The organism is Enterobacter cloacae complex sp. IR5402 (assembly GCF_049238125.1).
GTDB classification, from domain to species: Bacteria; Pseudomonadota; Gammaproteobacteria; order Enterobacterales; family Enterobacteriaceae; genus Enterobacter; species Enterobacter hormaechei_C.
In genome coordinates this window covers 16,969-30,416 of the sequence record NZ_JBMKHO010000014.1, presented here as the reverse complement: position 1 = coordinate 30,416, position 13,448 = coordinate 16,969, and the positions used below count along the sequence as shown (strand labels likewise).

The window sequence follows — 13,448 nt, the reverse complement described above, 5'->3', positions numbered from 1 at the left end:
AACTATCACTCTGGCCACTCCATATCCGGATGTGGTGAATCAGGCAGTTTCGGGGAGATAAATGGCTCGTTTCGATATCTGGAAGGAGGAATATAAGCCGGCTGCGGGAGTGTCAGCGTTCTCAGTATCGCATCTGGTGCGAGCTGAATTTCTTCAGCGCTTACTTGCGTCGGTTCCGATTCAGGCTTATTAAGCGTGATGTACCGTATTGTACGTTCTGCCATAGTGGTTGTTCTGATTACCTCCAGCGCTTCTTCCCAGAGGTTTTCTTCCCGTCCACGGTGGTCCGTATCATATTCAGTCATCAGATTATGCGCTTCCTGGCGATTGGCCAGACGCTGCTGAAAGGTATCGATTATCTTCCAGGGTTCAGCTTTTGCCGCTTTACGCCGACGCGAGGGCTTTTCTGTCAGAACACCAATGATTTTGCTGACGTTCTCCGGAGCAGGAAGACGTCGCTGCGCTGTTCGTGGAACAAGTTTACGTAGTTGCTTAAGGTTCGGTGGGTTAATCGTGATGTATCGGTTGATAATGACGGGTGCATTGCACGTTTTGTCCTGCGGCTCGATGTAGAAGGATGCTCCCGGAACCGGATCGCCCTGAAACACCGTGTAGTTCTCACCTGGCTGCAATTTAATCAGATCCTGCACATTGATTTTGTTCTCCATCTGAATATTGATGTGGTCGCCATCGATCCAGGAGGTACCAATGATACCGTCACGCCGTTGCAGGCTGACCATGTTCGCCCGGGCTTCCTGTCCTGCGGCATTAGTGATTGTCTTTGCCGTTTTATCATCACTTACGATTTTACCCGCAACCTTAGTGCCGGCGTTTTGCATCAGGGTGGCAACGTTTGTGGCTGAGGTCTGGCTTTCAATGCGCTCCTGGTCCTGGCTCATCATGACGATAGAAAAGTCCAGGGAACGTACCTGTGTGGCCTGAACGGCAATACGCTCGGTATAATAGGCTCCCACCTCGTCGAGATAGTTCATGTAGGGGAAGGGGCCTTTGTATTTGGTGATTTCGAGAGCTTCGGAATCTAGCCCTTCCAGACGATGTCCCAGGTCCCGGGCCAGTATCATGCTCTGCTGGGTAACAAACATTCTCCCCAGTGCAGAGGTTGTGTGCTGAGAGGTGTTCATTGCCGGGATAAGGACCAGGAGTATCCGGTCGCTGTGAATGCTGTCGCGAATATCAATGTCACCGGCATCCTCAGCGAAGATATTACCGAACGTTTCCGTAAATGTGTTGAAGGTTTCCAGAAACTGCCCAGTCAGGTAGCTGTGCTGCTTGCGCGGCTCTTCTGTCCAGGCTGAAGGCTGGCGAACGGTGGCCATATCGAAACCCGGTACGTCTACCAGATAATTATAGAGCGGAGAGACAGCTTCCTCTGGCCATTGATCGTCTATGGCACGGCAGTAAAGCTCTGCCAGTTTCTCCAGTGGCATAAACTCGCGCAGCAGCTGCAACGACATGGTTTTGTTTTCACGGACGCAATAGAACTTTGTGCCAAAAACCAGCGCCTTGTTCATTGCAATTGCTCTGGACTGCCATTCTCCCCCCTGTACGTTGGTCGGCAGCATTGATTGCATCGTCTCAGCAACAAAGGCCTCAGTGCTATAGCAGAAGGGGTTCCACTGGTGAGACTGTGGCCGACTTTTATCACCGTTGTGGATCATCTCACTGCGGGACATGCCGCTATTCATGAAGTTGATGTATTCCACATCATCCTCACGCCCAAAGCGGCGGGCCAGGTAGTAGCAGGTGCGCGCCGTGTCGTTCTGCGCCTTACCGTCAACAAAGGTGAAGCCCCGACCCCAGCAAAATGAATTGAGCATCCACGCATAGATGGTTTCGGTTTTCCCTCCACCGGTCGAGGCAAAGAACATCACATGACGGGTCAGGTCATCAATGGTGAGCCAGAGTTCGCGACCGATATCATTCATTCGCCTGTAGCCGAGATAGAATATTCCCTTACCTTTACTTTCCTGCGTTGTTTCATACTGAAACAGTGAGGGAAACCTTCTGAACAGGCTGCGTCGTACCTTCCGGTCTTCAGAGGGGTCTACTTTATTCAGGTGGACAGGCATTCGCATGGGCATACGCCAGCGGTGTGTTCCAAAGCTGATGCTGGCCACGATGGCCAGCAAAAGCAAAAGCGGTATGGCGAGTGGCCAGATAAACCCCGCCACCACACTTCCTGCCATAATTCCGGCATACAGCAGGTGGTCGCGCAAAAGCTCAAGAACAGGGGAGTTCCAGGCATTGCGCTTCATGAGCGCCTGGTTAACGGGCGTATAATTCATGGTTTACTCCTGGATACTGAGGGAACTCACAAAGCGGTCGACCTGTTCTGGTGACATTGGATCTGTAATTTTCAGGAAGTGATCAATTTTATCCGGCGCGGTCAGCATGCCCGTTGCCAGGCGAATGCCCGTGTCAGTCAGCACTGTCGGCGTACCTGAAAAACCAAAGGTGCGGAAGCCAGTATCGTTTACGGCTACTACGGCCTGAGCCGACGCGGAACAGTCTGAGCTCACCTGTGGAGGTGTTGTCTGTCCCGGAACCAGCATACCTGCGTCCGGTCGGAAAAGAACACTCCATGCAACAGCACGAGCTGTCTGGTCCTTCTCGCATAAAACCGGAATGATCTTCTCTACAGCATCGCCGCCGTCATTCACGACTGATACAGGGAATACAACAACGTTGTAACGCTGCGCCAGCTGTTCGATTGCCGGCTCCATACTTCTGCAGACCGCACAGGTTGGATCGAGGAATGCATACAGCGTACGCTCATGCCCGGTTGAGAGCTGGATGGTGAACAGACCTCGATCGGTACTGCGCTTCAGTATTTCCACCATCTTCTGTCGCGCTGACTGTTCCGTCGCTTCTTTTTTTACTGATGTGGTTGACGTTACCGCTGCCGGTGCTGTTTTCAGGGCTTCAGAAGGCGAAGCCGGTAAGGATTTATGACTTTCCTTCATAATATTCTGCATGTTGTCGGATTCAGCCTGGGCAGCCTGAATGACTGTATTGCCTGCCGCCGGGTTGGCTGGCTCCTGAACAGCGGCAGTCTGCCGCGGCCGGGCCGGTGCGATTGCGCCTGGTTCTGCCGGGATAGTCAGTGTCTGGTTTCCCACATTGAGTGAGAAATGGTTGTCCGTACCCAGGAGCCATAACGAAGATGCTATCAGCGCGCCGCTCACAAACAGGGCAAGGGACTTCATACGGCGTTTCATTATTGCCTTACTCTGGGTTTTGAGGTGTCGCGCTATGGTGTTGAAGACTTCCGCTGCATCGTGCATCGGGTCATCAAGAAGTGTCACGGCTTCTGCTGAATATGGATAAAAAGCGATGAGCTTTTTATCGTGGATGGCCATACGCTGAGGCTCACGAAAGGTGAACAGAGCCTGAGGAACACCATGTCCGTGTTGATGTAAAACCACAATGGTGTCGTTACAACGAAAGGTGGTGTAGGTGCTTTCCAGCGACATAATGAGACTCCAGTAGACAGTAAGATAATTAGCGTCAGAAATGAGCGAAATTTCAGAAGATGAGATCGTCATCGTCACCCGGGCGAGTGATGACGTCTTCCGTGAGTGACCAGTTGGTCCGGATGCGACGCTTGCGGTCGCGGTCTGGCTGAGGTTCGTTCCAGATTAGCCCCAGGGACAGCATATCGATGCGCAATCCCTCAATGGCTTCATCGACGCAGGCTTGCGGGCAGGGGAGGCCAAGTCGGATAGCCTCACTCTCGGTGCGGGCGACGGCGACGATACCTGCACCTTCAATAAATCCTTTGGTGGTGTTTGCCCGGTGCAGGGCATAGAAGAGTGGGCGGTCTACCCCCTTTAGCCATAGCCAGTTAGGTGGTGTCAGCCGTAAATCATGTGCGTACAGCCAGACCAGACCACTTCTGACGTAACGGTGCTCACGCAACCACTGTTTCGCGCCTTCGCTCTGGATGACGCGCTTAAAAGCGGTTCTCGCCAGCGCATAGACCGGAACTGAGAATTTCCCCTTATCACGGCGGCTTTTTATCCGACAGGAGCGGTTCAGGGCATCCATTAATTGACGTGCGGCCGGTCGGTCGTCCAGGAAAAACTGAAGGCCGAATATTGCGAATAATGCCTTTTCATGAGGGGCGAGACTTTTCCATCCATTAAGTGGACGCCCCAGTTGGGCCATAAAAACAGCCCTGCAGCGGGCAACATCGAGCTGCATATTACTGATGAGTTCATGCTCTTCAGCGAAACCCTCAGGGCTTTGTGCCGGACGTCTTTCTTGACGACGTTTATCAAGCAACAGGCGACTGGAATTCCCCTCATTAAGAATGGGGGCAATTGCAGGAGAAATGGTTTCCATAGCGAAGGGCAGCGTGCTGATATTGAGTACCCGTCGCGTTTGCCAGTTTCGTGCAGGATGGCATAACCAGCTCCACAGCGAAGCGGTAGACAGGGGAATGAGGAATATCATCAGGATCACCGTCGTTTGCTTCATCACGTTGATCCACTGATCGTAAGTGATGTTTTCGGCATTGTTGGCGGTGACGGCCAGCAGGTTATAACGCGGTGCGGCCCAGGTGTGGAAGGGGCCAAAATCAGCCATGCCCCACAGGGTATGCAAAATGAAACATGACCAGTACACAAACTCAGGCAAGAACAGCCATGCAACAAGCAGAAGCATAATGCCCAGGATGGCGAGGGCTCCAAGAAATTCAAGCGGATCAGTCGTTCCCGCGCGAGCGGATGTCATGGAAAAGCTCCCTAAATAAAAACGATGAAGACTAACTGAATAAAAGAGGGCAGCAGAGCCCGAGCTTACGAAAAGTTAGCAAGCGTATTTACTGGTGATAACGGCAGGTGAAATTATATTGATTGGTCAAATATTAGATTGTTGAGGATCTGATACGGATCTCCTTTGTTTTAGTGAGGGTCATTAATAAGATGGGTTGTGGTTTTTATTATCATCATCTGTTTTAAAGTGAATTTTCAGAGCGATGATCTGCGTTAATGAAATCAATGAAAATAGCCGGCAATTAAACCGGCTATTTATTGGAGGGTATTGGATGTGTTTCAGGCAAGAACGGGAACAGGTAGCCCTGTCAGAGATTCGATCTCGGCACGTTTTTTATTCACGACATCGTTAAAGTTGAAGTTATAGGTGTATCCTTTGTTGTTCATTGCATGCAGATGGTTAGCAATACTGGATGCAGCACCGGTATCGATAGGAATCATCGGCAATGATGTGAACCTTGTGAAGAGACGCAACTTTGAATCTTCAACCTCTGTACGTGTCAGGCTGTAAGCATCGAAGCCAATGACATCCATGACATTGCCCGGGTAGATTCGGACGTACAAAAAGGTTCCTTGCTGAAAGTCGAAACCCAGGTAGGTACTTTTCCAGAAGAGCCAGCCCTCAGAACCGCTTTCCGGTTTGAAATGACCCGTCTCCTTGATTTTCTCAACAACAGCAAGGATCTTTTTTTTGCGTTTCTTGGCTATAACATAATTGATGGCAAATGGACCGAATAACAGTAAGCAACTTGTTATGGCGTATAGATATGCCTCCGGGCGTACGTACTCATCCATGATGATTGAAATGGAGCATAGAAAAAAAATCAGCAAGAAAGAGATTATACCGAACTTTAAAAATAAAGACTTTGCAACAGAGTATAAAACCCACCACTTAGGGAATCTATCTTTCACAGTAAACCCTCCTTAGGTATTTCACTCAATGTTATAGCACTACTGGATAGATGTCCACATCTCAACTTTTTATTCCATCATTATTTGTTTCCCCTGGACCATTCATACCCTTCGTATTAACGCCAGGGGTATGCCGTATATTCCTCCCACCGGCTACGAACATATCTTTGACAGAACCAGCCATGCTTCCAAGAGTATTTGCTGCATCTCTACCGCCAAGGAACGAAATGACGTAGTCAGGTAAATATGCCTGTAAGGCAAATATGCTAGATACCAGTGTCGTGCAAATTCGAGCATAGATCATTAAAAAACCAGCCATGCTGAATAAACCTGTTAACGAGTTGGCTTGAACATTGACCAGTGCGACACCAAAAAGTGCATGAAGGATAGTGCCAGTAGCAACAATCGCAACAGATGCAAAGAAAAATCCAAAAACCATAAGTGCGGGACGAATCATGGTATCTATAAAGTAAATGTAACCATAAGCCGCACGACTGCCTCGATCCTGAGACGTACCTAGGTGAGTTGCCCCCCATAGAGGTCCCGCAGCGCAACCTACTAGAACACTGACAATCCAGTTACCAATACCAGTCATCCAGAAGATAAACGGAATAAATGGCAAATAGATTGAAAGTGTAAATCCAGCGCTAAACATAAGTAGTAACAAGAAATATACTGCTGGCGAAATGGCATCAAGCCCTTTATCTACAGCGCTAATTGCTCCTGTCATATTGACAACCTTCCCGAGAAGGGATGACTCTCCACCCGCAACAGCAGCCCGTATGACCGTGTATGCTGTTAAAGTTCCCTCCGCTGCAACCAGCGTGTAATCTCCAACATTTTTCATTTTAACTAATGGGTTTACCTGCCCTGTTGAGGTTCCTGTCCCACTATAATTTGTTGCGATGTTGCTGGTTAAACTGACGAAAAATGGAGCGAACGAGTTCATTAATATGCTATTTGGGTCATTACCTTCAGAAGCACTTAACTCGTTTTGTGATGTTGCTGTACCTGCTGGAGGTGCATAATTAGAGTTTTGTAACTGGGTACGGTAGGCGCTCATTACCGCACTGAACAGGTCTCCGCTGCCAATTTCCCCAAGGGATGACATCCCACTGGTTGCCGGCGCGCGACTGGCAACTTCTGTCAGGCGTTGATTGGCCGTTGCAAAAGTCTGGTACCAGGCACCGAGAGCCGCCCAACCATAAGTGTCGAGGTAATTCCTGACAGCATCCTGTATGCCATTTTGTTCACTCTGCGCCGGTAGTGCGTGCTGAACAGTTTGTTCGTACGTACTGGCTGCTCTCTGAATGCGGGTTTCAATATCCGGGAGTGTGCCGTTGCCGGTTGTTCGTTTATTCATAAACCCTGCCATAAACTCGCTGGCCGCGCTGTCCATATCCTGGATCATTGCTTCCATAGCTTTGTTTTGCGCATCCACCACTTCACTTGTATCGCGGTTACTGAAGGGGTTAAAGAAGCTTCCGGAACCAGACGAGGAGTCCGATTTCTGTTGTTCCGGTATCGTCGCCGTGCCGCACACACCGCTGCCGTTGGTGACCCGGTAGGTATAATTCCCTCCAGAAGAACCGGATACCCCTGCCATTCTGGCTGTGGTCGAATTTGCCGTGCTGTTGTAATCGTCCAGCGCAGTATTGATGGCATATTTACAAAGCTGCATCTCAAAAATACCGCGTGCAGAAGTTCGGGTCGAAGCCTGTGTGGGCTGGACAGTCAGGGAGTAGCCGCTGGCAATATCACTGGCTGCTTTGGACACCATCAGGTTGGCAGAACCTACGCCCATAATCGACGCGCCCCAGAGAATTATGAGCTGGGACATGCTCCAGCCATTGGCGGTCGGGATAATCATCAAAAATCCTGACACTGTGCTCAGTGTGCTGGTGATATCGCGATCCCCGCTGAATACCTTGCCCTGATGCCCCGTTTTATTAATGTGCTTCAGACCAATAAATACAAACCAGACGACGGCAAGGACGGCGATAATTCCGTTAAACAGAGCAAACAGATTCCCGATCATCGTGGTATTGCCGGCGGCGAGAGGGTCCAGCACCACATCGCCGAAGATAGTGACCAGTGCCTGTCGGGAGAGGTCCTGTGCATTGGTTGCAGCAGAGACTATGTCATCGTAAGTGACACCTGCGCGTGCCGGGGTAACAGAGATAAGCAGCCCTGCACAAAGCGCACGAATGAGATTTTTCACGGTAACTCCGGATAATGCATGAATGCCGGGATGTCGGCAGGAGGCAGAGAAGGGCAGCTATTTCCCGAGAATGGCATCTCGTACGGCATGGGTTTCCGCCATGAAATGCTGAAAGGTGCCTCTTTCAGCAAGACTTACGCGACGGTTGCGTAACTGCCACAGTCGGTAGGTTACGATTAGCGCTTTTGACCATGCCACGCCAGCACCGGAAAACAGCACCACACAGGTGCTGATCTGGTGCGCGGAGATACTCCCACCAATAATGAATGGTGTCAGTGCTGCAAGCGGAACCGGTATGGCCATAAGCCAGAACAGCACTCGCCAGCGCCTGCGCTGGCTCACATACCCCTCATCCAACTGTGCGGGGGTACAACCTGATTCCGCAACGGCTTTTTCCCAGTCAGGAGAAGCCGGCGGTTTGTCGTCAGTAATGAGCTCCGGAAAAGCATCACGCATTCGCTCAATATTTCGTGATGTCATGTGCCGGGCAGCCCGCAAATACCACTTCGTTTCCTGCAATGGCAGAAATATGCTCAGCAGTCCCCGGGTAATACGTCCAGGTAGTCCTTTTTTCCGTGCGACTGTTTTTTCCAGTGTCATTTGGCAGCTCCCTGGTTCATGGCTGATTCGAGTTGTTTCAGACGTGGGGCGTAGGACTGGCGGGCAAAGGCGGCGAGTAGCTGGCCGTCGATCACGTTCCCTTTGCGCAGCAACTCTTTAATGTCGTTAAGTTGCCAGTTCATCTGTGCCGTAGTTCGGATGAGTTCGCGCATAAGGTTATCTCCGTCCATTTGCTGCAGGTCGGAGAGATAGGCTGTGTTGGCATATCGACGTCCGGCCTCAAACGATTCAAATTCTCGCTGGCTCATGTAGCCCTTCGCCTTCGCCTCCGGCGAAGCCACATTGTCAAAATACTGCGCTGCGGAAGGTGACTGCAGTGCTTCTTTCAGGGCATCACGGGTGGTTTCACTGGTCTTACTGTCGGCAATCAGCGAGAGCTGAGGTTCAGACGCGGCATCGATGATACCGTTGTACTCGTTGAGCAACCCTACATACGTACGACCGGTAACAGTGTTGACTTCACCTTTGCCTGGCGTGCGGCCTGCTGAAGGTCGAGCCGTGTTTTTCATGTAGGCCATAGCGGCATCAATCTGTTCCTGTGACCAGGAAAGTGCCGGTGCCTGCCCTTCAGGTCCCGCGCCGCCATAGATGGAGCGTACCTGACTGTCACCTCCGGGCAAATTACTGACGGCAGGGCAGATACCGGTTCCGCCAAAGCGTTCATATTCTGCTGCCGTACAGTACGCGGCATGTACGTTCGCACCGTCATAAGCGTCGCGGGCCTGTTCTTCCGATGCTGTAGAAATCCTCTTCCGCACCGCTGAACTGGAAACACCTTTGCCTGATGAGAGTTTTGACGCGGCGCTGCCTGATGCACTTTTACTTTGTGCTGCCACACCGGATGCGGAATCACTACAGATCGAATCCGGTACCGAAAAACTCTGCCGTGCCTCCTCCAGACGTTGGGTTTCATTATTGAAAATCATTTGCTGACGAGTAGCCTGCCCATCCTGATTAATCAGGGCGCCGAGCTTGTCGGCGTTCTGTGTGATGGCTGTGCCGGTTGCCTGTTGCATCTGTAGTATTTCGACCAGAGTTGCCTGGATGGTGGCCATCTCAGGCAGAACCTGAGTCGTGATCGGAACGCTGGAGTTCACGTTGACCGTTAAAGCACTGGCAACAGTGGGAAGGCTGGACGCGATGGCCAGCGCCAGCGCGGGGAGATGACGTTGTAGCATGAGATTCTCCGTTTATTTGAGCGGGGTAAACACGCCGGGAAGGCGGGTTGACTGTGTGCCGGGGGCGAGGGCGACCAGAGGGAAGGTCTGAAAGCGTCTGCTGATACGTCCTTCCCGGCTGCGGGTGTCTATGATTGTCAGCCCACGACGCGTGATTCTTGCATGAGCTGGAGGGGTGATATCCAGTACCGGCCAGTCTCCCGAGCTGAGTTGTGGGGTATCTGCCCCCTCCGGCCATAACCAGGTATCATCAGTTAACACCGCCCCTGTATTTTCAGGTAGCAACCACTGGACCACATGACGCGATTCCCGCACCGGTTCGCCTGGCTCATTGACCTGCCAGATGGCTGTTGTGACCAGCTGGCGTGGTCGCGCTTTGAGTGAAAGAAGCACGCCACAGGCCTCTTGCGTTGCCCGGCGATCGGTCGCGTATACCGCCCGGGAGTTCACTGCACTGTCTGTACGGAAGTGCCGGGACGGCAGGACGAACTCCACGCCGTCGGCATCGATCACCAGGCGGGAAAGACTGACCTGGCCCTTTACCGGGCGGCGACAGCGTGGCGTCAGGTGGATGGAACACATCAAAGGTCATACCCCAGCTCATTTATCATTTCGTCTGCCATCAATTCGATGACGCCCTTATCACCACGGGCGCCACTGTTACGCTCCCTGTACTCAATGAGTTTTTTTGCGGATCCGCGAGGGAACTTCTCCGCCAGTAACTGACGGGCACGGGCAGTACCGATCGTATCCGAGAGATTTCTGCGTAGCGCGCCGTCTTTTTTGTCTGAGTTAAGCGACCACAGCTCCAGCGGTCCGAGCGTAAACCGGACAATCCGTGCCAGCGTCCCCTGGGTTGTGCGCATCATACATAGCATCGGTACGCCACTACCGTCTGCAGCCGGACCAGCTGGCATACGCAGGAATGCATGAAGATTGTGTTCGGGGATCTTAAAACTGTCCCGTAAAAGTGGAATATCTTCCTGGCGGAAGCGCAGCAGCCAGAGGGTGTTGGCAGAGTCGAGCAGGCTTTTCGGATAGTCGGTAAGGAACTGGGTACTCAGCACCGTGCGGATACCAAACTTACGTTGTTCACGATCCTGCGTATCCAGTGCTTCGAAGATGAAATCAATGCCTTTGACGTTGTGCAGTTCGTCATAGATTTTGGTTTTCATTTCACTATCGAGCTGGTTGATGCGTCGCATAATGCCCGGGAGGTAGGCTTCCGGCAGTATTTGCATTACCTCATCCTGATACTGCGGCAGCAAAAAATCACCCGCAGTGATGTGGCCAGCAAAGAGGAACATGATGCCGGTTTTCAGTCTGCCTGCCGGGGTCTTATCGCCGGCTACGTTGTTTAAGTCTACGGCAATAATGCGTGTGTTCGGGTTCAGCGCAAAACGAGTCCGACTGGCCATCATCGGGTAGTCCTGTCGGGCCTGAATCATGCAGCGCTCAATGTACTCCACCAGGGGCTCCTGTGAGCCGTTACGCTGTATTCGGCCAAAAGTCTCCTGAATAACCTCACTGCGTAGTAGCGCGGGCATATCAGCAAGTTCTGGTACCGCCTGGTAGTGTGCCCGCTGAGCTGCAGATAACTGTCCACGTTCATGCAGGAGGTCACGTACTTCGTACCATGGTGTCGCGGTCCACCACTCCGGATCGTGCTCACCCCACAAACCGGATGACTCCAGTGCCGCATCCACTTCTGGCTCTACGTTTGAACGGAACATGTTTGGCTCAATACCACTACGCATGTCATACGCCAGATCAATCAGGCGATTCACTATTTGCCGGGTATCTGTAGGGTTAGGCGGGGTCCCTTTATCCGGTTCGATACAGAAGGCCGTCAACATGGACGCGATAAATTGCTTCTCTGGTGTCACTGGCTTACGAGCGCCGTACAGGATGTCGAAGACATTGCGTGACTTAGACGGGTCGTTGCTGAGTATGATGCCGACTGCTTCGTCCTTTCTCTCTTCTGGCAGACTGTCACGTATCAGCTGGATTAACCCCATCGCGCTGAATCCTTTATCAATGTGAGCCACATAAGGAAGCGAAACCTGGGCGGAAGATACCTGTATTTCCGTCAGGGTATTAATCAGTACCGATTTACCCAGACCCGAATCGCCAGGGGCAAGTTCGGTATGCTTGTTCTGTCGAGAAGACCCCAGCCCGACTTCCCAGGCGCATCCGTCTTCCGTGTGCAGCATCAGGTTGCCTTCCCCTCGCCAGACGGTACCTGGTCGGTTGAAGGGCAACATCGATAGCGCATGGGAGAGTGGCGGGTAAAGCGGAACAGGGCCGGAGCCCGCTGACGCGGCCAGCATACTGTTGACCCATCCCCTGCGAGGATCACCGAATGTGGTGGTCGTGTTACAGACTCCCCAACCCTGCAACGCTGATTCAAGCAGCATCTGATTACGGGAGCATATTTCCCGGGTATGCCCCCAGGTGGACGCCACAATGGTCATCACGCAGACCGGATCGCGTTCATCCGTTGCAGCCAGCTGTGTGAAAGCGTCGTAAAGTGGGCGAATAGAGGGAATAAATTGTCCAAATGATGAAATAGTCTTTTTCCAGCCCAGCGCTTTCATCCCGCCAGGCATGATGTCGATTCGTATGCGCCAGGGAACGGAACGTGGAACCAATTTCACAAGCTCATTGAAGGGGCGGGGATGCTGAGGCGGAAGTGTTATGGCCACCATGCCGTGCCACAGCCCCCCTGCATGCACCAGATTACCTTCTGTTTCTGGCGTACAACCAAATACCTGAAGATTCAGGAAGGGAGCTAGCAGTGCTGTAGCGTCGCCCTCCTGAAGCGCACCCGCTGGCGCAGCCTTCCCCGGTAATGCCGGGCGCCATGCGGCCGATGTGCTGTTGCGTGCTGTTTCACGTCTGATTTCATTACAGAACTCAGGCACATCAAGCAGGCGGACAAGCAAGCCGTCTCCACCGCGTACGAGTGCTTTTTCAAGAGTGGTGATAAAGCTGTCGTGCCGGATCTTCAGACCAGACATTTGCCAGCGCCAGGGCTCCTGACCAAAGCGCGCGACAGGTGCTTTATCCTGAATGGCCCGAACGGTGGCGTTAAAATCGGTTCGTTCCTGATGACTCACCAGTGTCGGAGAGCTCCAGACGGCAAGCCAGCAGCGCTCACGAACAAGCCACGGAGAAATGACATTGATCTTCTCATTAAGCAGGTCATCCAGCTGGACGCCGATGTGCTGAATTGAACGCATTTGCGGGGCGATCATGGCGCTGACTTCGTCACGCCCTTTTTCCGGGTCACGTTCGAAAATGAAGGCCAGTTTATGGCCGATATTTTTCCAGGTGGTGCTGAGCGTGGACGCGAGGTGCGCGATCATTCCTTCAAACGCATCCGGATGATCGTCTGAGGCTGTTTCCGACATTTCACGCAATGCCCCGGATATTTCGAATACAGAAAGGAAATAGCCATGATGGGTGACACCTATATAAGGGGCTTCCAGCCAGGGTCTGAGCTCCAGATCTTGTTTGTCCAGTCCGATCACCGTACGAATGTCGCAGTAGTCGACAAAGTCAGCAGAGACGGCGAAACGGGAACAGGTATTCATAACGTCTTCAATAGTGAAGACAAGGCGGTTGATATTCATAGCTGCGAAGACTCCACCGGAATGGCGTGTATTGATGGGCGAGGCGCTTCTGTGGGCGCATCTGCGGGATAAGGCTTGCGTTAGG

General features: G+C 52.2%; 9 protein-coding genes. All 9 read right to left on the bottom strand.

The features are described 5' to 3' along the window. Positions 1-5: 5 nt before the first annotated feature. On the bottom strand, positions 6-2,306 hold the full coding sequence (gene trbC / locus ACOTXL_RS19035) for an F-type conjugative transfer protein TrbC (protein ID WP_022650006.1): 2,301 nt from the start codon (positions 2,304-2,306) through the stop codon (positions 6-8). A 3-nt stretch (positions 2,307-2,309) separates the two neighbouring features. After that, entirely contained in the window at positions 2,310-3,494 is a 1,185-nt protein-coding gene (locus ACOTXL_RS19030; protein ID WP_022650005.1) for a hypothetical protein, read from the bottom strand. A gap of 52 nt (positions 3,495-3,546) precedes the next feature. After that, positions 3,547-4,755 carry a hypothetical protein gene (locus ACOTXL_RS19025; RefSeq protein WP_022650004.1) on the bottom strand — a complete coding sequence of 403 codons (1,209 nt, stop codon included), beginning with the start codon at positions 4,753-4,755 and terminating at the stop codon, positions 3,547-3,549. A gap of 320 nt (positions 4,756-5,075) precedes the next feature. Then, on the bottom strand, positions 5,076-5,708 hold the full coding sequence (excA, locus tag ACOTXL_RS19020) for a plasmid IncI1-type surface exclusion protein ExcA (RefSeq protein ID WP_022650003.1): 633 nt from the start codon (positions 5,706-5,708) through the stop codon (positions 5,076-5,078). 61 nt (positions 5,709-5,769) lie between these two features. Beyond that, positions 5,770-7,929, bottom strand: a complete 2,160-nt coding sequence (locus ACOTXL_RS19015) for a DotA/TraY family protein (RefSeq protein ID WP_022650002.1) — start codon at positions 7,927-7,929, stop codon at positions 5,770-5,772. Positions 7,930-7,986: 57 nt separating this feature from the next. Beyond that, on the bottom strand, positions 7,987-8,529 hold the full coding sequence (traX, locus tag ACOTXL_RS19010) for a conjugal transfer protein TraX (protein WP_022650001.1): 543 nt from the start codon (positions 8,527-8,529) through the stop codon (positions 7,987-7,989). Beyond that, positions 8,526-9,728 carry a conjugal transfer protein TraW gene (gene traW, locus ACOTXL_RS19005; RefSeq protein ID WP_022650000.1) on the bottom strand — a complete coding sequence of 401 codons (1,203 nt, stop codon included), beginning with the start codon at positions 9,726-9,728 and terminating at the stop codon, positions 8,526-8,528. Before traW ends, traX begins: the two co-directional genes overlap by 4 nt. Before the next feature lie 12 nt (positions 9,729-9,740). Further along, the gene (locus tag ACOTXL_RS19000; protein ID WP_022649999.1) at positions 9,741-10,310 is read right to left on the bottom strand and encodes a hypothetical protein; all 570 of its coding nucleotides are present in this window, start codon (positions 10,308-10,310) and stop codon (positions 9,741-9,743) included. Beyond that, the gene (locus ACOTXL_RS18995) at positions 10,310-13,363 is read right to left on the bottom strand and encodes a hypothetical protein (protein WP_022649998.1); all 3,054 of its coding nucleotides are present in this window, start codon (positions 13,361-13,363) and stop codon (positions 10,310-10,312) included. Before ACOTXL_RS18995 ends, ACOTXL_RS19000 begins: the two co-directional genes overlap by 1 nt. Positions 13,364-13,448 lie beyond the last annotated feature (85 nt).

Coding starts and splice junctions, on each gene's coding strand:
- trbC (WP_022650006.1), bottom strand. CDS start 2,306: ATGAATTATACGCCCGTTAACCAGGCGCTCATGAAGCGCAATGCCTGG.
- ACOTXL_RS19030 (WP_022650005.1), bottom strand. CDS start 3,494: ATGTCGCTGGAAAGCACCTACACCACCTTTCGTTGTAACGACACCATT.
- ACOTXL_RS19025 (WP_022650004.1), bottom strand. CDS start 4,755: ATGACATCCGCTCGCGCGGGAACGACTGATCCGCTTGAATTTCTTGGA.
- traX (WP_022650001.1), bottom strand. CDS start 8,529: ATGACACTGGAAAAAACAGTCGCACGGAAAAAAGGACTACCTGGACGT.
- traW (WP_022650000.1), bottom strand. CDS start 9,728: ATGCTACAACGTCATCTCCCCGCGCTGGCGCTGGCCATCGCGTCCAGC.
- ACOTXL_RS19000 (WP_022649999.1), bottom strand. CDS start 10,310: ATGTGTTCCATCCACCTGACGCCACGCTGTCGCCGCCCGGTAAAGGGC.
- ACOTXL_RS18995 (WP_022649998.1), bottom strand. CDS start 13,363: ATGAATATCAACCGCCTTGTCTTCACTATTGAAGACGTTATGAATACC.